This window comes from Segetibacter sp. 3557_3, assembly GCF_004354985.1.
Lineage (GTDB): Bacteria > Bacteroidota > Bacteroidia > Chitinophagales > Chitinophagaceae > Segetibacter.
In genome coordinates this window covers 91,969-115,440 of the sequence record NZ_SMSK01000002.1, presented here as the reverse complement: position 1 = coordinate 115,440, position 23,472 = coordinate 91,969, and the positions used below count along the sequence as shown (strand labels likewise).

Here is a 23,472-nt window from a genome sequence, read left to right as displayed (position 1 = left end):
GAAGATTTCTTCCGGTTTTTTTATGTCCTTAAATTACCGGCTTCCTGCCAGGCGCAACAATTTCGCGCATCCCACGAAAGTGTTGGAAAAGGTTTAAACGAAAAAAGCCTGCGCATCAGCACAGGCTTTGGATATATATAGAGGATGAATTGTTTAGCTGAGTTTTTTGTAAACCGAAACGTGACCGTTATCAACTTGCAGAATGAGTTTCTCGGAGTCTTTTTCAGCAGAGATAAAGTAAGCTGAGCCCTCTGTTTTTTCAAACTTTATAGCCTCAGTGATTTTATAGTTGCTGTATTTCTTCGCGAAAGATCTTTTTGCAGCAGATGAAAGCTCTTCGAGGTTTACTGCTGAAGCACAACCGATCAGTTCGCCATCATGGCTATAATAAGCCTTAGTTCCTTTGTTGTTCTGAACAAATGAGGCAATTGCATAAGCGTCGGTTGTTGTCCATTGAACATCCTGAACACCTTTGAAGTCCCATTCAAAACTCTGGGTAACTTTACGGTTAACGTTTGTAGTGGTTCCTGCAAATGAAGAACTGATAACAAAAAGGGCGATAAGTGCTGTGGAGAGTAACTTTTTCATGTGTTTGTATTTTGTATGTTGTTGTAATTTTATATTGCAAATATGCAATCGTAAAAGGCCCTGTACAATCACATGAAAGAGTGAATTGATACAGTCAAATTCACCCCGGTTTTACCCATTTAAACCTGCTTTTGCCGCTATTCCCCGCATTTGGCCTTTAGAATGGCATTTAACACCTTTTTTGGCTTTCCTGATAGAGACATATTTATGTGATAGCAACAGCATACCTCAAAAAAAATTATGTAATGGATTGCTGTTTCAGACTACCGTAGTTAGGAAGAGTATGGGGTTTGGATTCAATATCGTCTAGTTAAGCCCATTGCTGGCTTAATTGGCGGGGTAATGCTAGACAGTACAAGACCCCGTCCGAACGTAGTTCATACGGGGGGGCGCCCGGCTGAAGCCGTTCGGACGGGAGTAAAACCTGCTAATAAATGGGGGCCCGGCGCAACGATCTACAATTGATAAACTGGGGCTTGGTCGAAGAGGTTTCCTCATTAACCGACCTGGGGTTCTAATTGAAGAGACATATAGCAACCCTCTACTGGCACAGTTTTTTGTCGACCTGCAATGAACTGAAGAATCGTAACTCAAAGACCAGGAGCATACCGGTTCAATATCCTGCCATCAACCGGGTAGTTTTAAATGAATGTCACAGGGATGTTAACGAACATCCGGATAAAACTGAACACAAGGGTTTGATGGTAGATTTTTTGCATACCTGGTTTAAACCGTATTTTATGAAGCAAAAGGTAAGTTTTAAAGGGATCTGGGAAGTAATAAAGAATTCGTTTACAGGTTTCGGGGAACATAAGATAACCAAGATGAGCGGATCACTAGCTTATTATACTGTTTTCTCGCTGGGACCCTTGCTGGTGCTGATCATTTCACTCTGCGGTATTTTCCTCGGAAGAGAAGCTATTGAGGGGCAAATTTATGGACAACTGAAAGGCTTTGTTGGAGCAGACACCGCGGAGCAGCTACAAACAATCATCAAAAACGCATCCCTTGCGGGGAAAAGCACTACGGCCGCAATTATTGGTGGTATTACGCTGCTAATTGGTGCCACAACCGTCTTTGGTGAAATCCAGGACTCCATTAATACCATATGGGGTTTAAAACCAAAGCCTAAAAAAGGTTGGCTGAAGATGCTTCAAAACCGGTTTCTTTCCTTTTCTGTAATTGCAAGTCTTGGATTTTTATTGCTGGTTTCGTTGGGGGTTACAGCTATCATTGATGGATTTAGTGAGCGGCTGATGAGGCGCTTTCCTGACGTGACAGTAATTATGTTTTACGTCATTAACGTCGCTATAACTCTTACAGTGACCTCGCTTATTTTTGCGGTGATCTTCAAGGTGTTACCCGATGCAGAAATCAGGTGGAAAGATGTTATGGTTGGGGCTTTTGTAACTTCACTCCTGTTTATGCTAGGTAAATTTGGAATCTCTTTTTACATCAGCAAAAGTAATGTCGGCAGTACTTATGGTGCGGCGGGTTCACTTGTAATCCTGCTGCTTTGGGTGTATTACTCTTCAATCATCCTTTACCTGGGAGCGGAATTCACGAAAGCCTGGGCAATGAAATATGGTTCAGAAATAAGACCGAATCACTATGCTGTGGTAACCAAAGTGGTTGAGGTAGAGTCTAAAAATGAATCTATACAGGAAGCGCATGCCGAAGGCTCTAAAGTTGTCCACAAGAAGTAACTCGGTATCGAAAGCGTGAGTATTAGAAAAAGGAGCAGCTAAGGCAAGAAGATAGTTTAGCCATACTCAACGTCAATGGCAATAGGTGATTAAAATAATTGGTAGAGGCTGTTCCGAGTGGAACAGCCTTTCTTGTGTTTACTATGGCTCAAGAGTTAGCAACATCAGCTGAAATGCATGATGCGGAGGATTGAGATAAAAATTGAAGTTGATTGCCGAAGCGTACTATACGGGTGAAATTTTTTTACTAGTCTATTGACTCAGGCTCAGCGGCAACCGCAGGTAAAAAATAGCAGCCGAATGCCTCTTGAACTTGAACAGTACGTAAACCTCATTTCCGCTGAAGTATATGGATTACTAAAGACTTGTAGAATTTAAGCCAGGACAGCTGCAGTGGTTTGTCTTTCTTTCTCCGGCATGTACAGGGGCAGGGTTACATAAAAACTGGTTCCTTCCCCCGGCGACGTAACAAACCAGATTGACCCGTTTGCTTTCTCGACAATGCCTTTGCATATTGCCAGTCCAAGACCCGTACCGGAACTTTTTGTCGTAAAGTTGGGGGTGAAGATCCGGTCATACATCTCCGGCTTAATGCCCTGGCCATGGTCCTGAACACTAATGGTAATCTGGTCATCGCTCACCTCCTCGGTAATCTTAATATATGCCGAACCACTTCCTGAGCTGGCCTCAATTGCGTTCTGTATAAGGTTAGTGAACAAACGATTGATTTGCACCCTGTCGGCATTCAGGAGCGAGCGGGAACCCGACTTCTCCCAATGTAGCTCCAGCCGGTCGTTGGTGCTGTGCAGGTTAACAATGGAATCCAGCACATCATTAATATCAAAAACCTCTTTTTTTACGTTGCCGATGTTCGCAAATTGCGAGAAGTCTGACGCAATTTTTGCAAGCTGGTCTATCTGCTCGACAAGGGTAGCCGATACCCGCTGTGCCAGTTCCTGCACATCCGGTTTCTTTTCGTCAATCGCACGCTGCAGGTATTGTATGCTTAGCTTCATAGGCGTAAGCGGATTCTTAATCTCGTGTGCCACCTGTCTTGCCATTTCGCGCCATGCTCCTTCGCGCTCACTTTTGGCAAGGGCCTGCGCACTTTCTTCAAGCTTGTTTACCATCTTATTGTACTCCAGCACCAATGAACCAATTTCATCATTGCTCTTCCAGGTAATTTCTTCGTTGTAGTGCCCGAGATTGATGTCGCGCATTTTATTTCCAATCAGCGTAAAGGAGCGGATGATGCGGTTTGTTAACAGTAAAGCAATAGCACTTGCAAACACGAATATGAACGCATTTAAGTTGATCAGGGTGACCAGGAAATTTGAGATTTCCTGGTTGAGTTGTTTTTCTGAATTAAGGTATGGAATGTTTACATAGGCATAGGTCTGGCCATCATGCCCTTTCACGGGGGTGTATATACTTTCGTATTGAAAACGGCCCACGAACTCTTTTTGAAGGTACCTGAGGTTGCGCTTATAATGAAGCTGATAGTATGCACGTGGGTCCATCATTTCACTAAGAATGTGCTTGTGATAGATGTACGGCTGGGTAGAGTTTAGTAGCAAACCATTAACGTTGTAAAAGTTTACATCGTGACCGTGTATCTCTGAAATAGTCGCAATTGTTGCTTCGATTTGCTGGGTGGGCTTTTGCTGTCCAAGGTTAATCGAACTGTCGAACATGGTGCGGCTGGCAATCTGGCTCTGGAGTTCATTCGCCATCATAGTAATTGAGCGTACCAGCATTTCAACGTTTGATTTCTTATAGCGTGCTACATAGAATTTAATGGTGGCGATACCTATAATCACAAACGAGAAAATGCAAATAAATACAATCGTAAACTGGATCTGGCTCCGGATACTAAAACGAAAGGCGGTTCGCATACCCCGCCACCTGAAGCGTGACCGAAACAGGAAACTCCCAAGGTGAAATATGATAATAATGAATAAAAAGGAGCCAAAGAGGTAGGCAAACAAGGTAATGGCATCGTAAAAAATCCGGCCTTTTTTAACTACCACCACCACCTTATTCCCGGATTTGTGCCACAGCTCGTTATTGTCTCCAAACTTCCTGAACTCAAAATCAAGCAAAGGATAATCCTTGCCCTGCAGGGTTGAGGGAAATTCATGGTCGCCGAAATTGGTCGCAATTTGTCCTTTGTTATAAACGGCGTAAGAGTAATTTACATTAAGATCATCACTAACGTCCTTCACCTGCTTGAATAACTCGGGTATCAGCGATTCGCTTTTATATCCCTTAGGACGAGCAATTACGAAAAAGTACCCCAGTGTTTGATTGTCGAAGTTTTTGATTGTTCGCTGGTATAAGTAACTGAAACTCGCCAGGCTGTTCTCGTAATAGTGAAGATTGGGAATACCGGTCTTTTTTCCCTGGTTAGTGATGATACTGGTAAGCACCTCGAAAGATGCCTCATCATCGTTAAACAGCGGATTAAAAAGTGAGTCGAAAGTATAAATACGAGTGTCGTATTTGTTGAGGTAACCCGAAAAATTTTCACCGATCAAACTGTCCTTAATTACTTTATTGCTCGACTCATATTTAAAGCGATGAAAGTTTTCCGCGAGGAAGGGATTGCTAAAGTAGGTGACTGCAACACTCATCAGGTTTTGCCCTGCAGGGTTGGTTTGTTCCATCAACTTTTCTGCAACACGCCTTCTTTGCTGTAATTCCTTTTTATGATTTTGATAAATGATGATGGATGAAACACTTGCTGCAAACAGTATGAGCCATATGATAAAAAATGAAGAACGAATAAACGGCTGTAAAAGGTCAACAGTACGGTATTCGAAAAGCAACAGGTACAGTAAGAGCCATGACAGAATAAGCAGGTTCTCCAGGATCAAGGGACTGTCGAACTGCAAAGTCAGGAACATTAGACCGAGTACCGCAGTAAACACGTATTTCAGCGAAATGGAACCATTATCTGCTTTTTGCAACAGCAGGATAACCAGGTGCGACAGGTAAAAAAATGATAGCACGATGAAGCACAAAATCAGAAAACTGATCAGGCTATATATGGAAAGCTTAAAAAAGTTGGAGGCTTCAAAAGATATATCAGAGTCTACAATCAGGCTTCGGATAAGGGAGGCGGAGCCAAATGACATAACCAGCAATACCACGCACAAGCATGCCGTAATCAGCCAGCTTTTTCTTCCTTCAACTTTCTTCATGCCTGTCACTGTTTGCTCAGCAACAGATTTCAAAAAGGTCACTGCCCAAAACAGAAGAATGGTATTAATCAACAAATCGCCAAGCGAACGGTGCAGCCAGGTAGATGCATAAATCAGCTGGTCGAAAAGTTCAAGTCGCCGGAAATCAAACGGAAAGCTATAGTAATAAGACAAAAGCCTGAGGGCTACGATCACGATAATCAGAAAGGTAAACCCGATCTTCCAACCATGCGAGCGAACAACATCAAGGGCCAGTGAATTGATAAAGATGAGCAGAAACAAAATGGAGACCACCCGCATAACAAGCGGGATCTGTTCATATTCAGTGTAGGCCAGTTTTCCTTTTGGCTTCTCAACAAGGTTAAAGAGGCGTATACCATTGCCGTTACGTATGCCGATCCCCGTATCGGCCATATGTAAATCGTATCGTTCTTCAAGATTTTTGAACGCAGGAAACGATGTGCGCAGGTACTTGTTGTTCCAGAAATAATGGTACCTCAGGGGAACCATGCCCGCGGCAACAATTGTTTTGTTGCGTACCCGGATGGTTTTCTTGATCAGCTCGTATTCACCGTTTGAATACTTTACAACGTATTTGCCGTCGCGTTCCTGGATATCTGCTTGTGCCGGAACAACTACATGCGTATTCCAGAAACTTAAAAAGTAGTCTTCACCAACCTTAACGTATACGTAAAAGTTCAGCTTCTCATTCAGGCTTATTAATTCTTCCCTGCGACCCGGGTCGTCTTTCGTTAATGAAAAAAGGGTTGCAGTATCTGCGGCAAGCGAATTAAAGGTATTCTCAGACTCTTTAATATACTTTTCAAATTGGGTTTGTACCCGTCCGGGCGACGAACTATAAGTTTGGTAGTTGATTATTATAAAGGACAGGGTATACAGCCATGCGGCTGTAAGTATGAGATAGCCGTTTTTATAAGCGCTTCTTCGTAGGGAATGTATCAAGAGGGTTTTCTTTGTTTTTTGATGTCGTTCCAAATGGCATCCATTTCGGCAAGCGACATCGCGGCAAGAGAACGATTTTGTTTAGCAGCTTCTTCCTCCATAAGCGTAAACCTGTGTATAAATTTTTTGTTGGTTTTTTCAAGTACGCCTTCGGCGTCAACTTGCAAGAATCGTGCATAGTTTACAAGGCTAAACAACACATCTCCAAATTCTTCTTCAATGTGACCGGCGTCGTTCTCTGCGACCGCTTCCTGTAGTTCCATCATCTCCTCTTCTACCTTTTTCCATACGTCTTCTTTGTTTTCCCACTCAAAGCCAACCTGCGTCGCCTTATCCTGGATCCGGGATGCTTTTACAATAGCGGGAAGGGATGGTGGCACCCCACTCAGCACCGACTTCTTTCCTTCTTTCATCTTTATCTGTTCCCAGTTTTTCTTTACGTCTTCCTCATCCTGCACGACAGTATCGGCATAGATATGTGGGTGACGCGAAATCAACTTGTTACTGACCCCTTCAATGACGTCTTCCAGTGAAAACTGCTGTTGTTCAGCACCGATTTTTGCATAAAAGATGATGTGCAACAATAAATCTCCCAGTTCTTCTTTTATATGCGACCAGTTCTTGTCGGTAATTGCATCTGTTAGCTCGTAGGTTTCCTCAAGCGTTAACGGACGTAACGTTTCAATAGTTTGTTTGCGATCCCACGGACACTTCTCCCGCAATTCATCCATGATCCCTACCAACTTCAAAAAGCTTTGTTCCAGTTGCGCCATAAAAAAGGTTTAAATAACAAACACCGAAAAAATAAGAAATACAAAGAAGATCATCGACATCAGAAACATGGTCAACATCGTTAATAAAATATATTTAACAATGGTTTTGCCCCTGCCCTGTTGATAGAAATTTCTTAATGCTTTGTAACCATAATAAAATGCATACAGTCCTACTATCCAGTTTACCACCTGCAACCATCCCAGCCAGGAAAAGTTGCTGAGTTTTGTAAGGCTAATCATAACAAAAAAGAATATGAAAGCAGCGCAATACACATGGATGGAGTAAATCACGTGATCAACATAGAGATAATTATTCCGTCGTCGCGCATACAACAGGTATAAGATCAAAGCAAACAGCGGAAGCGATAGGAACATCATTTGCGGGAAAAAATGGATGAACCGGTCGAGGTACGCATTTGCCAGGCTTTGCTTATCATTACCATACTTTTCTTTAATTACTATGCTCTGGCGTCGCATTTGTTTTTTTACCCAGTTGTCCCTTTTGCTGCTGGGCAAATTCCGCTGAACCGAGTCATATTGCGCCGCCGTTGTATATACATCATCCAGGCCAACGTTCACTCCTTTATAGTAATTGAGATCCTCGAGGTCCGTCGTATCGGCCTTTAGCCTTTCTATGTCTTTTTCGAGGTCGGTAAGACGATTCCGGATGATGGTTCTTGAAAAATCAGGCAGACCAGAATCCGCCAGGGCTTCCTTGAGTGTCGCATTGGTTTGTTCGATTTTCTTAAGGGTAGTTGCGACTGTTCTTGCTTTCGGCTTATTGATCTTGATGCTATCCTTGGCTTTAATTACAGCAAAAAAGAAGAGGAAGAATAATGCCGAAGTAAAAACATACATTTTTATCGGGTTAAGGTAGCTTACCCTACGGCCCTTCATGTACTCGAGCGACAACAAACCAGGCTTAAACAGTAACAGCCTGCTTGTACTGAAAAACTTGCCATCGAAATGTGTGATGTCGTAAACAAAGTGCGTTATTAAATGCCAGAATGTTTCCCGCGGTTCGATATTCTCCTGGCCACAAACATGACAATACCGGCCTTGTACTTCAGCGCTACAGTTCAGGCAGTTTTTCTCCTTTCGTTCTTTGAAATGCGACACATGTTAAGATTTGGATAAAAATACGTTACAAAGGGGTTCGCCGTCGGCAATTGAAAGGAAGTATGTTTTTTCGTTAACAGATATTGAATTTACATTTGGTCGCAATATAACTTAGGAATGAAACTTAGTGCATTTTTGATTTTAGCGGTGTTTGGAACTGTGAGCGTGAAGGCGCAATATTATTATAGTGACATCATTAGCAACCAGCTTACCAATCACCAATACAAACTCATTAAGGATAATAGCCTTAAAAAGATTAATGCCGTAAGTTACGAAGGCAACCAGGTGAGCAGTGACTTTGTGATGGAGCAGACCATCAGCAACAATGCCCGGCAAATAACCATTCGCTCAGCTTCGGCGGGCAGCGGCCAATCTTTTTTCACCAGCTACTTCGAAAACGGTTTAGTCAATAAAACGATCGACAGCAGCCAGAATGCCATCAATACCGTTACTTACGACTACGATGCAAACGGTAATCTTATCCGCACCCTTTCGAGCAGTAAAGACTTCGACGGAACCTTCAGCAGTAACGAAGAGCATCGCTGGACGCTTAATAGTGCCGGCAAGCCGGAAAGCATGCTTAAGATTAAAAATGGCATCGATACAACGAGGGTAAACTTCACACGGGATGAGTCCGGGAACATCGCCGAAGAAACCTGGACAAAAAACAAGCGCGTTATCGAGACTTATTATTACTACTATAATGATCAAAACAGGCTAACGGACATTGTCAGGTTTAGCCGTAAGGCCAGGCAAATGCTTCCGGATTACATCTTTGAGTACGACGCTAATGGGCGGATAAGCCAAATGACGCAGGCCCAGATAAACAGCGCGAACTACCTGATCTGGAAATATTCTTACAACGACAAAGGGTTAAAAAGCAAGGAACTGGTCTACAATAAACGTAAGGAATACATGGGAAAGATCGAATATGTTTATCAGTAGTCGCAAAGCTGGTCGTTGGCATAGTTTGTGCTAGAAAGATCCAAACCTTCTCACTTTGACCCTTTTAAGAAATTTAGGCAAATATCTACCCATTATTCTACTGATTTTGAGCTTCCAGGCGAATGCCCAACCTTCTTTGAATATCCAAAACCGCATTAGTTCCAAAATCCTGGTGTTGGAAAATGCGAACACCAGAAGAACAATCAGCAGGGAACCCTTTGCGGCTCCTCCCTTAAACAGCTCCACTGCGGTGCACCGCAAGTTACCAAAGCCTTCTTCCCGAAAACGCACCGCGGTTCAGCAATCGCCACGGCGTAGCCAACAAGAACTGGCAAATGGCGCAAAAAATAGCAAGCCTGCAAACAGCAATTAACCCCGGCAAGCCCGAATAGAAATTTGTGCTACAGACGAGCACTAAACGCGAAATAACAATCCATAGCTTTCATTTGCCAGTACATCTCTCCATTGTGAGATGACTTTTTTATATGCCTTCCCTACAGGCATAATTTTCCTATCCAGATCAAAAAGTCCGAGTTCATTCACCACACCGCGATCATGCCGCAAAGCACTATCCCAATCTACCTGGTGTAGCAAGCTGTACCAGGTAAATCCAACGATGGGTATCCCGTCTTTTTTAAGTTTGTGCACGTTCGTCCATTCCTTGTAAAACCAGTCTACCGAGTCCGGCATCGTTCTGTTGGTTTCAGTATGCATGATTGGTAAGCGGTACCGGTTATAATACTGCCGGGTAATGGTATAATAACCGAATATCTCCCCTGCAGATGTGGTAAAACCATCAGGATGAACGAGGTGCTCATTCGTGAGGTAATAGTCATTTCCCATTATACATCGTGCAGTTACCTGGTGATCCTCAAACCAATGGTATTCTTCGCGGGTCATCCCATTATCGAGCAGGTACTCGTACATGGTAACGTTAATCGGGTAACCATAAGTTAAATCAAGCGAAAGAAAACGTTTCTGGTTAAGGAAATTCGCCAACTTTTCAGCCTCCGGGTTAACGGGGTGAAAATACTCTGAGCTTTCACTTTGAATGAAGGTGGCTTCAGGCTGAACCTCCAGGATCGCCCCCATTGCCATCAGGTTTGCTTTACATAGATGTTTGAGTGCATTTACAAAATCGCGGTCGGAAGCAAGACGCTCATTCCATCAACCGTATTGCGCCGAAAAAGTAGCAGCGATAAAGATTTCGTTTACGGGTGTGTAGAACTGCACCCAGGGATATCGAAGCGCAAATGCTTTAGCGTACTCTGCAAAATAATATGGAAAAGAAGGATTTTGAAAGTTACCCATCCAGTCGGGCACCCCAAAGTGACAAAGGTCGGCCAGGGGAGTAATGCCAAGTTGTTTCAAACGCGTAAAGGTTTCGTCCGCAAAACTCCAGTCGTACCTTCCCGGGCCAAGATGCGTTCTATAATACGGGGGGCCATATCGTAAAAACTGGATACCCAGTTCGCCAACCAGCTGAAAGTCCTCCTCCCAGCGACTGTAGTGACCGGTTTTTTCCATTTCATCTACCCGCTTCATGGTCCCATCCGCTAAACCGATCAGGGGATAACTATTCTCTATCCCGGTTGCAAACATAAACTTGTTAATGGCCATAGCTTGAATTTACAATTCCCATTCATATCCAACAACCAATAAACAGATATTCAGGGCATCCTGAAGTTACGCAGTAAGCCCATGATGTACTTAAGTCCTGAACGCATCGAGAACCAACAGCAAACAGAACCTCGCTAATACGCCCCTTGTTCGCCTATCAGATAACCGGTGCTATCACCCCAGCAAAAGAGCTTAACAACTGGTACCGTGTTACGGCGTCATCCAGCAGGCGACACAAACCAGGGAACCGTATATGACAAAGGCCCCTTGCGGAGCCTTTGTTGAAGATATGTGTCAGGAGCCTGGTCATTCCAGAAGTTCGTGCTAAACAGATTTAGCAGCCTTGCCTCGATGAACTTCGGTCGTGATGTGCCTTTCTCAACACTTACAGGTCAATGACTTTCATTTTTGGAACAAGGGCTTTCATCACTACCCATGCAATCAGGTAAGCAACCGCACAAATACAAAAAATAATGAAGTACCCTGCTTCTTTACCCTGGAAACCCATAAACTGCATTTGGGTTTCATCTGCATGCGTAAACAATACGCCTGAACCCTTATTGATGAAAAATGAACCAAGACCACCAGCCATACCACCAATACCGGTAACTGTGGCGATCGCTTTCTTAGGAAACATATCACCTACAGTGGAAAAGATATTTGCAGACCAGGACTGGTGAGCAGCGCCCGCAATTCCGATAATCAATACCGGAACCCAATAGGTAGTTTGACCCAGCGGCTGCGCCAGGATCGCGAGCAGCGGAAAGAAAGCAAACAGTAACATAGCTCTCATTCGACCCTCGTAAGGGTTCATGCCTTTTTTATCAACAAAATAAGTGGGAAGCCATCCACCAATGATCGACAGCAGGGTTATCATGTACAAAACAAATAGGGGGAAAGCACTTTCGGTAGAGGTCATTTTATAGATGTCTCTGAGGTAAGCTGGAGTCCAGAATAAAAAGAACCACCAAACACCATCGGTCATAAACTTACCAAAAGCAAAAGCCAGTGTTTGCTTATACTTAAAACAATCTGCAAAGGATAGTTGCCGTGGTGCCGCAATTACCGTTTCGGATAACGGGTCATGTTTTACGATATCCTGTTGAATATACTCCAGTTCGGCCTTGCTTACCCGTGGATGATCCTCGGGCTTTTTGTAAATAAAAATCCAGATCCCCATCCATAAAAAGCCCAGGGCACCGATAATGAGGAATGCCATTTCCCAGCCATAAGCATCTGCTATAAAGGGAATGGTGATCGGCGCAGCAAGTGCACCTACAGTTGCACCGGCATTAAAAATACTTGTGGATAAAGCCCTGTCCTTTTTAGGAAAGTATTCTGCAGTAGCCTTGATAGCGGCCGGAAAGTTTCCTGCTTCGCCCAATGCCAACACAAAACGGGCAATGATAAAAAGGGTAACACTGGTGGATAAAACAAGGCCAACATTATTTACAGTCGCAAGTGACTCCTTTGCACCTTCAAAACCCACCAGCCAGGTACCGGTAAGAACCCCTGAGGTGGCGATGCCGCAAAACGCATGCAAACATGCCCCTACGCTCCATACACCAATCGCCCACAAGAAACCTTTTTTTGTGTCCAGCCAATCGACAAAGCGACCGGCGAATAACATAGACACAGCATAGAAAATAGAAAATAAAGCGGTTATCGTTCCATAGTCGCTGTCTGTCCAATGAAATTCCGGAACCAGGTGGTCTTTCCACGTTAATGAAAGAACCTGCCGGTCCAGATAATTGATGGTTGTTGCAAAAAAAAGCATTGCGCAGATGGTCCATCTGAATTTTCCAACTGCTGGTTGCTTTACTCCTATGGCTTGCGTCGTCATTCGTTAGGCTTTTATGGATTTGATAATCTCCATTACTTCTTTGGTCAGTCCTTCAATTTTTCCATAATCTTTTTGTTCAAGCAATGGTTTGCTGATCAGTTTGCTACCCATGCCAACCGCACTTACACCCGCTTTAAACCAGCCGGCAATATTTTCTTTATCAAGGTCCACACCACCAGTCGGCATAAACATCACCTCAGGAAAGAGCTCTTTGATAGCGGAAAGAAAAGCCGTTCCAAGAATATTACCCGGGAACAACTTTACAAATTTTGCTCCCAGCTGTTCTGCCTTTATAATCTCTGTTGGTGTCATACAACCCGGTACCCATAATATGTTGTTTTTGTCGGCCACTGCAGCAGCATCTTCAACAAGGCCCGGGCTGATAATGTAATCCGCGCCTGCATCGATAAAGGCCTGCGCCTGCTGCGCGTTTTTAATCGTTCCAACACCCAGGTACATGCCATTTAACTCCGTGTCGCACAACTTACGCATTGCTTCAAAGTTCTTTAATGCCGCTTCCCCGCGGTTTGTATATTCCACCGTTTTTACACCGGCGCGATACAAGGTTCTTAACACTTCCAGGCTAACCTCCGTGTCTTTATAAAAATACAATGGCAGGAACCCCTGCTGCGGAATCAATGCAAGAATTTGCGCTTTCTTATCCATACGGGTATGTGTTTGGTGATTAGATGTTTTTTATGAATCGTGGTATGTAAGACGAAGTTGTGCAAGATGCGAAAAAAAAAGAGTGTTATTTTACACCTGTGACTAAAAGTTGCCGGGAACAACGCAATCGTTACCGGACTTTTTGTGCTTCCAATAATACTTGTAGTATACCTTTGGGCACCCTAAAAACGACAGGGTACAAGATATAACACAAATTGAAATAAAATTTTTTTACTTAAACCAACTAACGACTATGCCTAAAAAAGTTGTGACACTTGGAGAAATCATGTTGAGACTATCAACACCCGATTACAAGAGATTTGTAACATCCGACAGTTTTGATGTAACCTATGGCGGTGGCGAAGCAAACGTTGCGGCAGCCATTTGTAACTATGGCGAAAATGGAACGTTTGTTACAAAGGTGCCCAACAACCCTATCGGGCAGGCCGCCATAAATCATTTGCGCCGTTTTGGAGTGGATACACAGTACATCGCCCGCGGTGGACAAAGACTTGGTATCTACTTCCTCGAAACGGGTGCTTCAATGCGTGCATCACAAGTGGTATACGATCGTGCTAATGCATCAATTGCCGATGTCGATATTTCCGAGTTCGACTTCGATAAAATTCTTGAAGGTGCCGATTGGTTCCACACCACTGGTATCACCCCTGCACTAAGCGACAAAGCAGCTGCATTAACTGAAGCAGCTTTGAAAGCAGCAAAGGCAAAAGGCATTACCACCAGTATCGACCTTAATTATCGCAAAAAGTTGTGGAGCAAAGAGAAAGCACGTGAAGTAATGACCCACCTTGCACAATACGTTGATGTTTGTATCGGTAACGAAGAAGATGCAGAAACAACACTCGGCTTTAGTGCAGGCTCCGATGTTACCAAGGGCGAACTCGACCTGGAAGGATACAAAAATGTATTTGGTCAAATGAAAGATAAGCTTGGCTTTAAATACATCGCCTCAACACTTCGCGAAAGCCATAGTGCATCCGACAATGGATGGAGCGCACTCGTGTACGATGGCAGTGAGTTTTACCATACCAAGCAATATGAGGTTCGCATTATCGACCGCGTAGGTAGCGGCGACTCATTTGCAAGTGGATTTATTTACGGTCTGGTTACCGGTATGCCAATGAACGAAGCAGCTGAATTTGGTGTTGCTGCATCTGCGCTGAAACATACCATTCCGGGCGATCTAAACCACGCAACACTTGAAGAAGTAAAGGGCCTTATGAAAGGTGATGCTTCCGGAAGGGTACAGCGGTAATTAAAAATGCAAAATGTAAAATTGATGTAATGTCAATAAAAAAAGTCTGCTCATTACATAGCGGACTTTTTTTTTTGGACCCGGCATTTGCTTTTCATAGCAGCAGCCGTTGCGTCGCACTCTTGTACATTTTGTTCATTAATGAGCGACTCAAAGAAGCTTAATAAAGCCAACTTATACGATCCACAAAACCGACTAAACATCACGTCTCCTCACTCATATCTCATCACTCATCACTCGTAATTCAAAACTCATAACTCATCATTCTGAATTCATAACTCATCACTCTTAATTCATAACTCATCACTCTTAACTCATCACGATTAACTCATAAACATGATCATAGACAGCCTCACCAACTCGGACCAATACAACAGCCTGCACCCCGATTTTCAGCAGGCCTTTGAATACATTGGTTCACTCGATCTTGCAAACCTTGAAGATGGCAAATACGAAGTAGCAGGAACGTCTCTTCGGGCAATCGTATCCAACAAAGAAGGAATGACCATTGCAGAGTCGATAGCTAAATTCGAGTGTCACGACAAACACATCGACATCCAGGTAGTGATAAAAGGAATAGAGCAATTTGGCTGGAAGCCAAGGAGCAGTTGCACGGCACAAAAAGGTGAATACAACCCTGAAAAAGATGTGGTGTTTTACAGTGATGCTCCGGATATGTTTTTCAAATTAACCGATAACCAATTCGCGATATTTTACCCGGAAGATGTTCATGCACCAATGATCGGTGAGGACCCGATCAAAAAGCTGGTCATTAAGGTTAAGATCTAGCATTGCATTACAATAAAAAGAGGCGCCGGTATTCGGCGCCTCTTTTTATTTATAGCAGTATTAGCAAACAGGTTTAGCAATTATTACGAGCATTTGGTTGAACTTCGAAATGGTACCATCCAAAATCAGCGGGCGTCCTTTTTCGATCCACTGTTCGAGATCGCAATATTGGTTTAATGACGGATTTTCTTCAGGTTGGCCAGGTTAACTTTTTGTGCTGCAATAAAACTAAGATCCGGTGTACCAAACAAAAAAAAGGTATTCTCAAAATCCATCTTTGACTGTACAGCCGATTGAAAAAAGCGGGTATCCCCGTAAAATGAACAACCCTTAAATTCGGTGTTATTAAAGTTGACATTTAGAAAATCAACCCCGCGTGAAAAATGCGAACTGTTGAAGCTGGCATTTTTGCTGAAGTCACAATAATTAAAAAAGGCATTGTCGTTAAACTTACTCAGCGAGAAGTCGGCATAGTCGCGAAACTTACCTACGCTGAATTGAACCTCTGAGTTAAACGTAGTATTTTGAAAGCTGCTGGCCTTATTGAATTGAGTGTTCATAAGATTAGCACGTTTGGTAAAAAAAGCGTTCTGAAACCGAACGTCATCATTAAACGTACAACCATTAAAATATGCATTCTGCAGAAACGTACATTCTTCGAAATTGGCAACCTTATTAAAAGTTGATTTTGTAAAATCAGCGGTGCCCATTATGCTGCTGCTCCTGAAGTTTACTTCATTGTTAAAGATGCACTGAATGAAAGAAACATTACTCAGGAAAGCAGTACTGGTAACCCGGGAGTCCTGTTGGTTGCTAAACGCCTTGACCTTTCCTTCGAACCTGCAATTTTTGAAGGTAACCGACGACGATGTTTTCACCTGGTAAATACCATCACTAACCAAATTGGGGTCGAGCAATTTCGTGATATCCAACTCTTCGGTAAATACACGATTTTCGATAAAGATGTCTTTGCCTGTACGGAGCGACTCCTTCATATCACCTTTATTTTGTGTTTGTGTATCCTTTTTTGATGCGCAAAAAGTAACCAAGAGAATAAGGAAGCCAAGGAAATAATATTTCATGTTACCTGGTGTTTGATTGGTTGATGATTTGTTTCTAAAAACGATTAGCTATTGTACAATTGTGAAGAAAAGAGGGCTGCCTCATATGAAGGCAGCCCTATGATGTTAATTATTTTTCTTTCGTGTAGGTATCTTTTCCATTGTCCTGGATGTACCGGTTGATCTTCGCTTCAAGAGCACCGCTCTTTTTCTCCTTCTTAAAGAAAGACATTATTTCACCAGGGGTATAAGCGTTTCTGAATTCAGATGTTACAACCGTATTGAACTTGTTTTTCTTAATGTTCTGCTTGTTGAAACGGAGTTCATTTTTAAACTGGAACGTGGATGCACCTTGCCCGCGATCGGCATAACCATTATTGAATGTGGTCGGCCAAAGGGAAGTATAAAACAGGTTATTCAGTTCATCCTCTTCAGCAAATTTGTCTTCAGCATCAGTAACCAGCAACAGATAGTAATCACCGGTAATCTTAGGCATATAGTAGTTCCTGACAATCTCTTCCGACTTGAAAACGGTTGTTGCAAAATCACCACCTGCAGGAATGCTGTAATTGAAAACACAGTTTCCTGAATTAGGACAATAAAATGTGTTGGACGCAGTAGTGGTATTAAAGTCGTCATAAAACAACACACCATAGTCGTTTGCATCATAAGCATTAAAGTAGATATAATACACCGACCAGTTTGTACTTGATGAAGCAGCCTGGTTGCCGATATTATAGAAGTTGTAGTTGATCTTACGCTTTAGCGGATTTCCACTACCTGCATATGCCGACTCATCTGAAAATACCCATGGTGCTAAATCGACGCCAGACGTTGATGGATTCGGGTTTGGAGGATTAACACTACCCGCGTCATTAGAAGCAATGAAGAGCGGTTTGTCACCATCGGGTGTCGTACAAAATTCATTGATCAGGAAGTTATAATCCACCCAGATGTATCCTTTGCTACCCCAGTATTTACCCCATGAATTAATGATCTTAAATGCACCCCTGCCACCTTTGTTATCATCATAACCTGCGATCACCAGGGCATGGTAAGCATGCTGGCCAACGGTGTTATAAGTGGTATTTGAGCTCAGCACATTATCAGTGTTCCAGGTCATAAAGTTGTCGGAGAGTTTTGCTGCAAGTAACACCGGGATATTGTTGGCAATATTCTTTTTGATATCCTTTACCGTTGCACTTATTTTTCTCCAATATTTAATCTTGTTGTTTTTTGCTTCGTTTGTCCAACTGGATTGAACACCGGATTGTGAACAATTACTCAGCGAGGTATACGGAACGGTTTGCAGCGATGCGACCCCGCGGTTTTGCAGTACATCGAGTGCGAAGCTGAAATTGGTACCATTACAATCGGACCCTTTTTGATTATCGGGGATTGCGGTAAACAAATCCCTGGGACTTGCCTGGTTTGCCGGTGAAGCAAGTTGCGAAGCAGTATAGCCCTTATCTATTCCATTGAGCGCTGTTTTCAGGTTGTATGCGGTCGCCCATGCAACGCAGGTTCCGTATTGTCCCTGGTCGCCGATGGGTGGAAACTTAGCACTAAGGTCAACCTGTGAAGGAAGGTTGCCGTCATCGTAACCAACATTTGGTGTGGTTGGTATTTTACCCATGTTATCGTCGCCTTCGTAACCCAACGGACGTTTTGCTTCAGTGGGAGTATCGGGAGGTGTTGGCGGCGGATCGGGAATATTTTCCTTTTTACAAGAGAAGATTAAAACTGTGGTCGCAATAGTAAATGCTTTTAAAAGCGCATTCTTTTTCATCGTTGTGTTTGTTATGTTTTGTTTGCTTTATTTTTTTACCGGTTTTGCAGCTGGTACCATAGTGCGGGTATCATTACCCTTTATGCTCAACTGTTAACCGAATGCAAAAAATGCAAACAACCGCCGCCTGTTCAATCGCACAAATATGTAGTAGGGAATGAACGGCGCTAAACACAACATAGAATGCTCGAAAGTCGGAACGAAATGGTAGCCGCGTTATTTATTGGTTGCCGCCGCAGATGATCGTAGCTGTGATTTGATAAACCAGGTTGCATTACTGCTGACCGGTATGTTCGTATATGCGTGCAAAGCAGCACGCAGCTTTGCTAATCCGGCTTGCAAACGAAGCAACCTGGCCTTTAACCATTGTGCAGACTCCTGGTTTCCGTTTCGAGGGTTTACACCAAACCGATCCTCAATGCTATGCCGTTGAACTGAGCGTAGCAACGATGTCGCCACGTGAACAAATGCTGGCTACCAAAAGAAAAACAAAAAAGCCCCACCATTTTCCGGCAGGGCAGCATTAAAAAGTAATCCTTGTTAAATGTTAGCAGTAAAGTCCGGTCCGGCACCTAAGCTGGCGATAGCAGTATGTCGCCTGGCAAATGACAATACTATTAAAATCGAAATTGTTGGCCTGTAATGCGCTTACCGGAAGATCCTGGCTACGAGTTTATGGGTAACAAATGAGCGGGTTGATGAAGCAAAAACCAGAACACAGGTTACTGGCCCTTTTCTAATTTATAGATCGTAAGGCGATCCTGGCCGGTTGCGTCTCCAAGCTCCTGGAGTTTACCAAAGGCTGCAGCTGCAGCATAATTGATGATGTCTTGCGGGGCGTGCGCTTTACTTATCCCATAGATGAGGCCAGCCATGAAACAATCCCCACTGCCTGAACGATCAACTACGCAGGTTGCTGAAAATTCCGGTGACTCGTATTGCTCGCCGTTCATATAAAGGCTAGTATAGTACTGAAGTTCACTTTCCGGGTTATCGAACCTGAACGTGTTTGCAACCGTTTTACAACGGGGGAATTTATTTACGATTTCAATTGAGGTAGCTTTTGCATGATCGAGGTAAGCCTGTTTGCTTTTATGATCATGGACGTGCTCGTCGACGGGTATTCCCAACAGGGTATTTGCCGACCAGATATTGCCCATGAGCACATCACAATATTCAGCCAGTTGAGGCATAACCTCAACCGGCTGTTTACCGTATTGCCATAACCTTGAACGGTAATTCAGATCAAGTGATATGGTGATATCTTTTTTCGAAGCGGCTTCAAGCGCCTCTAAACATACATCGGCAAGATTGGCGTTTAAGGCCGGGGTAATTGCCGAAAGATTAAACCATGATACGTCCTGGAACACCTTGTCCCAATCGATCATACCACGTTTTAATTCTGAAAAAGAGGAATGCTCGCGATCATAAACAACGCTTCCTTTCAGGTCGGATCCGCGTTCGAGATAGTAAATCCCGATACGTTTTCCGGCGAATAAAATCGAAGAAGTATAGATGCCCTTGTATTCGAGGTATTGTATCATGTGCCGCGACATAAAATTGTCGGGTAACACGGTACAATACTTTACCGGAACATTCCAGCCTGCCAAAGCGGTGGCGACGTTTGCTTCGGCGCCACCCACGTATACCAACATGGGTTGCTCTGCAAGGTCCTCGTTTGCCGAAGGCGACAAACGAAGCAACAGTTCGCCGAAACAAAAAATCTTTTTCATTAAAAGATAAACTTGGTGCTTAAGAAATTCGACTCATGCCCGTTGATAATCTCGTTGAGCAGGTGCTTATTGTTGTCGTTCAGTTTTGTGGCAACCAGCGACCGGATAGAAAATGAACGCAGTGCATCCACAACTGAAAGGGTTCCTTCAGCACTGTCTTTACGGCCGGTAAAGGGAAATACATCGGGACCTCGCTGGCACTGGCAGTTGATGTTAACCCGGCTTACCTGGTTAACCAACTCGTCAATTGATGTAGCTACCTCATCACTGTTGCTGCTGAAGATACTTACCTGTTGACCATGCGGCGACTCGATCAGGTATTGAATCGGTTCTTCAAGGCTCTCGTAGGGCACAACTGGTATCACGGGCCCGAATTGTTCTTCCCTGTACAACTTCATTTTCTCGTTTACCGGGAACACAATTGCAGGGTAAACAAACGAAGCAACGGTTGCTCCCCCATTTTCATTGATAACCTCGGCACCGTGCTGCCTGGCATCTTCGATAATCTCCTGCAGGTATGCGGGCTTATGTGGTTCAGGCAATGGGGTTAGGGCAACATTTGGTTCCCAAGGCATACCATACTTCAATTTGGCTACAGCCTCTTTTAGTTGGTGCAGGAACTCGCGAGCAATATTCTTATGTACAAAAATGATCTTTAGTGCAGTACAACGTTGACCGTTGAAGGATAATGAGCCCAGTACGGTTTCCTGAACCGCCAGTGATATGTCGGCATTTTTGGTAACGATGGCTGCATTTTTTGCATCGAGACCGAGGATGGCGCGAAGGCGGTTAACCTTAGGGTGCAACTTCTTCAGTTCGTTTGCAACTTTACTCGAACCAATCAGGGTAAGCACGTTGATCTTACCCGACTGCATCAGGCCGGGAACAATCGTATGCCCGCGACCATAAATGGTGTTGACAACCCCTTTTGGAAAACTGTCGCGGAATGCCTCCAGCAAAGGAAAGTGTAATAACGTACCGTGTTTCGGAGGTTTAAACAATAGGGTATTCCCCATGATAATTGCAGGAATAAGGGTTGTAAACGTTTCATTAAGCGGGTAGTTAAAAGGGCCCATACACAGTACAACTCCAAGCGGTGAACGACGTACCTGTGCAACAATTCCCTGCTCAATTTCAAAGCGGGATGACTGCCGGTCGATATCTTTCAATGCATCTATGGTGGCATAGATGTATTCGACTGTTCGGTCGAACTCCTTTACCGAATCGGCGTAAGATTTCCCGATCTCCCACATGAGCAACTTAACCACGATGTCTTTTTGTTCAAGCATCTTTTTGGTAAAGTTTTCTACACAGGTAATCCGGTCGGCAACACTCATGGTGGGCCATTTGCCACGGCCATTGTCGTATGCAGCGATTGCCGCGTCTAAGGCTTCAAAGGCTTCCTGTTCGGTACAAACCGGGTAGGTGCCGATTAACCTTCTTTTTAATCCTTCTTCAGTTCTGATACAAACCGGGGAATAAACCTCATGTACACTGCCTTTCCAGGTTTTCATTTCACCATTGCTCAGGTAAGTGCGCTGGTGTACTTCTTCCGTCAGGTTAAACTTTTCAGGTATCTCTTCTTCGGTAACAAAAATTTTATCGAGTTCTTCGGTAAAAGTCATTAGTTAGTTGGTTGTGTGTTAGTAGTTGGTGAGTTTTGAGTGATGAATTATGAATTCAGCGTGATGAATTATGAGTTATCCATTATGCATTATTACTTATGCGTTACTACCGGGCTTTCGTCAGAACCGCTTTTTCGGAATTTAATTGCTGCCAGTTGAAGTAGTTTTTAGCGTTGTTGAAGCAAATATCCTGGATCACTTTTCCAACCCATTCTATATCGTTTGGCAATTCACCATTTTCCATTTCCTCGCCAAAAAGGTCGCAGATCAAGCGGCGGAAATACTCGTGGCGCGGGAATGATAGAAAGCTCCGGCTATCGGTAAGCATACCGATAAAACGGCTTAGCAGGCCCATGTTCGAAAGGGCATTAATCTGCCTTGTCATGCCATCTTTCTGATCAAGGAACCACCAGGCAGATCCAAATTGAATCTTTCCCGCAACAGAGCCATCGTTGAAGTTGCCGATCATGGTTGCCATCAATTCATTATCAGCAGGATTGAGGTTGTACAGGATTGTTTTGGTGAGTTTGTCTTCGCCTTCAAGCCGGCTGAGGAATTTCGAAAGGGATCTGCCCTGCGAAAAGTCGCCGATAGAATCCCAACCGGTATCCGGACCAAGTTTGCGCAGCATGCGTGAATTGTTGTTGCGCAAAGCACCCAGATGGTATTGTTGCACCCAGCCTTTTTCCCAATCCCATTCGGCAAACTGCACCAGCATAGCCGATTTAAAGCGGCGTTTCTCGATATCGTTTAGGTCGTTACCTGCACGAACTTTGTCAAACAGCCCGGCAATTTCCGCTGTTGTATAATCTTCGGCATAGATCTCTTCGAGCCCATGATCGGAAACACTACAGCCATTCGCCGCAAAATACTCATGCCGCGATTTCAGCGCATCGAGGTACTGCTGGAAGGAACCGATGGACACGTTTGCCGCAGTTTCAAGGCGTTGAACGTAACCATTAAAGTTTTGTGTATTGTCAACGTTCATTGCATTGTCTGGTCTGAACGCCGGGAGAATGGGGATCTCAAACCCGTCATCTTTTATTTGTTGATGGTACTCCAGGTTGTCGACAGGGTCGTCGGTGGTACAAACCAGCCTGACGTTCAATTTACGGAGCAGGTTACGAACGGAATACTCGGGTGTCTGCAGTTTGGCGGTACATTCGTCGTATATGCTTTTGGCAGTATCGCCATTTAGAATCTGGTCGATCCCAAAATAGCGCTGAAGTTCAAGATGGGTCCAATGATACAGCGGGTTACGCAGTGTATACGGCACGGTTTCGGCCCATTTCTGAAATTTCTCAAAGTCAGGTTTATCACCGGTACAATAGCTCTCGTCTACACCATTTGCCCGCATCGCACGCCACTTATAATGGTCGCCGTAAAGCCACACCTGGGTGAGGTTTTCAAACTGTTGATCAGCCGCAATCTGCGCTGGTGGCAGGTGGCAGTGATAGTCGATTATGGGCATCTCTTTCGCATAATCGTGGTAAAGCTTCTGCGCAGTCCTGGTCTTCAGCAGAAAGTTTTCGTCAAGAAATCGCTTCATATTGCAGTTAAAAGTTATGAATTAAGAGTGAGGAGGTAGGAGTTATGAGTTTAGAGTTATGAGTTCAGAGTGATGAGAAATTAGTGATGAGTTATGAGAGATGAGTGATGAGTTATGAGTTATGAGAGATGAGTTATGAGACGTGATTTTTAGTCCGCCCCGGTTGTTTTGTCAAAATCATATGTTGATTTATCAACGCAATCTCCATAGCACGGCAACCCATC

17 protein-coding genes are annotated in these 23,472 nt (G+C 43.8%); 4 read left to right on the top strand and 13 right to left on the bottom strand.

Annotation, left to right across the window (positions count from 1 at the left end):
- Window positions 1-153: 153 nt before the first annotated feature.
- Window positions 154-588 (bottom strand): hypothetical protein, encoded by a 435-nt coding sequence (locus tag EXU57_RS04810; protein ID WP_133267051.1) that lies wholly within the window; start codon window positions 586-588, stop codon window positions 154-156.
- A 518-nt stretch (window positions 589-1,106) separates the two neighbouring features.
- Here EXU57_RS04810 and EXU57_RS04805 point away from each other — a divergent pair.
- A complete protein-coding gene (locus tag EXU57_RS04805) occupies window positions 1,107-2,294 on the top strand; it encodes a YihY/virulence factor BrkB family protein (protein ID WP_243745511.1) in 1,188 nt (395 codons plus the stop codon).
- A gap of 374 nt (window positions 2,295-2,668) precedes the next feature.
- Here EXU57_RS04805 and EXU57_RS04800 read toward each other — a convergent pair whose 3' ends face one another.
- The 3 genes from EXU57_RS04800 to EXU57_RS04790 are packed head-to-tail and all read right to left on the bottom strand — an operon-like array spanning window position 2,669 to window position 8,352.
- A complete protein-coding gene (locus EXU57_RS04800) occupies window positions 2,669-6,460 on the bottom strand; it encodes a sensor histidine kinase (RefSeq protein WP_133267049.1) in 3,792 nt (1,263 codons plus the stop codon).
- The gene (gene mazG, locus EXU57_RS04795) at window positions 6,457-7,233 is read right to left on the bottom strand and encodes a nucleoside triphosphate pyrophosphohydrolase (RefSeq protein WP_133267048.1); all 777 of its coding nucleotides are present in this window, start codon (window positions 7,231-7,233) and stop codon (window positions 6,457-6,459) included. Before mazG ends, EXU57_RS04800 begins: the two co-directional genes overlap by 4 nt.
- A gap of 9 nt (window positions 7,234-7,242) precedes the next feature.
- The gene (locus tag EXU57_RS04790; protein WP_133267047.1) at window positions 7,243-8,352 is read right to left on the bottom strand and encodes a DUF3667 domain-containing protein; all 1,110 of its coding nucleotides are present in this window, start codon (window positions 8,350-8,352) and stop codon (window positions 7,243-7,245) included.
- 117 nt (window positions 8,353-8,469) lie between these two features.
- Between EXU57_RS04790 and EXU57_RS04785 the strand changes: the two genes are divergently transcribed.
- Window positions 8,470-9,297, top strand: coding sequence for a hypothetical protein (locus tag EXU57_RS04785; RefSeq protein ID WP_133267046.1), 828 nt, complete (start codon window positions 8,470-8,472; stop codon window positions 9,295-9,297).
- 414 nt (window positions 9,298-9,711) lie between these two features.
- On the opposite strand, the gene EXU57_RS25565 is transcribed toward EXU57_RS04785, so the two are convergent.
- From EXU57_RS25565 to EXU57_RS04765, 4 genes are all read right to left on the bottom strand, one after another.
- On the bottom strand, window positions 9,712-10,389 hold the full coding sequence (locus tag EXU57_RS25565; protein ID WP_243745510.1) for a hypothetical protein: 678 nt from the start codon (window positions 10,387-10,389) through the stop codon (window positions 9,712-9,714).
- A 75-nt stretch (window positions 10,390-10,464) separates the two neighbouring features.
- Entirely contained in the window at window positions 10,465-10,917 is a 453-nt protein-coding gene (locus EXU57_RS25560; protein ID WP_243745509.1) for a family 1 glycosylhydrolase, read from the bottom strand.
- A 385-nt stretch (window positions 10,918-11,302) separates the two neighbouring features.
- Window positions 11,303-12,760, bottom strand: a complete 1,458-nt coding sequence (locus tag EXU57_RS04770) for an MFS transporter (RefSeq protein ID WP_133267044.1) — start codon at window positions 12,758-12,760, stop codon at window positions 11,303-11,305.
- 3 nt (window positions 12,761-12,763) lie between these two features.
- Window positions 12,764-13,426 (bottom strand): bifunctional 4-hydroxy-2-oxoglutarate aldolase/2-dehydro-3-deoxy-phosphogluconate aldolase, encoded by a 663-nt coding sequence (locus EXU57_RS04765; protein WP_133267043.1) that lies wholly within the window; start codon window positions 13,424-13,426, stop codon window positions 12,764-12,766.
- Window positions 13,427-13,679: 253 nt separating this feature from the next.
- Here EXU57_RS04765 and EXU57_RS04760 point away from each other — a divergent pair, with 253 nt between their 5' ends.
- A complete protein-coding gene (locus tag EXU57_RS04760; RefSeq protein ID WP_133267042.1) occupies window positions 13,680-14,702 on the top strand; it encodes a sugar kinase in 1,023 nt (340 codons plus the stop codon).
- A gap of 336 nt (window positions 14,703-15,038) precedes the next feature.
- On the top strand, window positions 15,039-15,491 hold the full coding sequence (locus EXU57_RS04755) for a YhcH/YjgK/YiaL family protein (RefSeq protein WP_133267041.1): 453 nt from the start codon (window positions 15,039-15,041) through the stop codon (window positions 15,489-15,491).
- A gap of 173 nt (window positions 15,492-15,664) precedes the next feature.
- On the opposite strand, the gene EXU57_RS04750 is transcribed toward EXU57_RS04755, so the two are convergent.
- The 5 genes from EXU57_RS04750 to uxaC form a co-directional block, all read right to left on the bottom strand.
- Window positions 15,665-16,573 (bottom strand): pentapeptide repeat-containing protein, encoded by a 909-nt coding sequence (locus EXU57_RS04750; RefSeq protein ID WP_133267040.1) that lies wholly within the window; start codon window positions 16,571-16,573, stop codon window positions 15,665-15,667.
- Window positions 16,574-16,682: 109 nt separating this feature from the next.
- Window positions 16,683-18,341 carry a C1 family peptidase gene (locus EXU57_RS04745; RefSeq protein WP_133267039.1) on the bottom strand — a complete coding sequence of 553 codons (1,659 nt, stop codon included), beginning with the start codon at window positions 18,339-18,341 and terminating at the stop codon, window positions 16,683-16,685.
- Between the two features lie 722 nt (window positions 18,342-19,063).
- A complete protein-coding gene (locus tag EXU57_RS04740) occupies window positions 19,064-20,074 on the bottom strand; it encodes a sugar kinase (RefSeq protein ID WP_133267038.1) in 1,011 nt (336 codons plus the stop codon).
- A complete protein-coding gene (locus tag EXU57_RS04735; RefSeq protein WP_133267037.1) occupies window positions 20,074-21,699 on the bottom strand; it encodes an NADP-dependent glyceraldehyde-3-phosphate dehydrogenase in 1,626 nt (541 codons plus the stop codon). Before EXU57_RS04735 ends, EXU57_RS04740 begins: the two co-directional genes overlap by 1 nt.
- Window positions 21,700-21,805: 106 nt before the next feature.
- A complete protein-coding gene (gene uxaC / locus EXU57_RS04730) occupies window positions 21,806-23,248 on the bottom strand; it encodes a glucuronate isomerase (RefSeq protein WP_133267036.1) in 1,443 nt (480 codons plus the stop codon).
- Between the last annotated feature and the right edge of the window lie 224 nt (window positions 23,249-23,472).

Excerpts from the sequence above, each read along its gene's own strand:
- EXU57_RS04745 (WP_133267039.1), bottom strand. The coding sequence starts at position 18,341 with ATGAAAAAGAATGCGCTTTTAAAAGCATTTACTATTGCGACCACAGTT.
- EXU57_RS04760 (WP_133267042.1), top strand. The coding sequence starts at position 13,680 with ATGCCTAAAAAAGTTGTGACACTTGGAGAAATCATGTTGAGACTATCA.
- mazG (WP_133267048.1), bottom strand. The coding sequence starts at position 7,233 with ATGGCGCAACTGGAACAAAGCTTTTTGAAGTTGGTAGGGATCATGGAT.
- EXU57_RS04740 (WP_133267038.1), bottom strand. The coding sequence starts at position 20,074 with ATGAAAAAGATTTTTTGTTTCGGCGAACTGTTGCTTCGTTTGTCGCCT.
- EXU57_RS04750 (WP_133267040.1), bottom strand. The coding sequence starts at position 16,573 with ATGAAATATTATTTCCTTGGCTTCCTTATTCTCTTGGTTACTTTTTGC.
- EXU57_RS04765 (WP_133267043.1), bottom strand. The coding sequence starts at position 13,426 with ATGGATAAGAAAGCGCAAATTCTTGCATTGATTCCGCAGCAGGGGTTC.
- EXU57_RS25560 (WP_243745509.1), bottom strand. The coding sequence starts at position 10,917 with ATGGCCATTAACAAGTTTATGTTTGCAACCGGGATAGAGAATAGTTAT.
- EXU57_RS04810 (WP_133267051.1), bottom strand. The coding sequence starts at position 588 with ATGAAAAAGTTACTCTCCACAGCACTTATCGCCCTTTTTGTTATCAGT.
- EXU57_RS04770 (WP_133267044.1), bottom strand. The coding sequence starts at position 12,760 with ATGACGACGCAAGCCATAGGAGTAAAGCAACCAGCAGTTGGAAAATTC.
- uxaC (WP_133267036.1), bottom strand. The coding sequence starts at position 23,248 with ATGAAGCGATTTCTTGACGAAAACTTTCTGCTGAAGACCAGGACTGCG.
- EXU57_RS25565 (WP_243745510.1), bottom strand. The coding sequence starts at position 10,389 with ATGGGGGCGATCCTGGAGGTTCAGCCTGAAGCCACCTTCATTCAAAGT.
- EXU57_RS04735 (WP_133267037.1), bottom strand. The coding sequence starts at position 21,699 with ATGACTTTTACCGAAGAACTCGATAAAATTTTTGTTACCGAAGAAGAG.
- EXU57_RS04755 (WP_133267041.1), top strand. The coding sequence starts at position 15,039 with ATGATCATAGACAGCCTCACCAACTCGGACCAATACAACAGCCTGCAC.
- EXU57_RS04785 (WP_133267046.1), top strand. The coding sequence starts at position 8,470 with ATGAAACTTAGTGCATTTTTGATTTTAGCGGTGTTTGGAACTGTGAGC.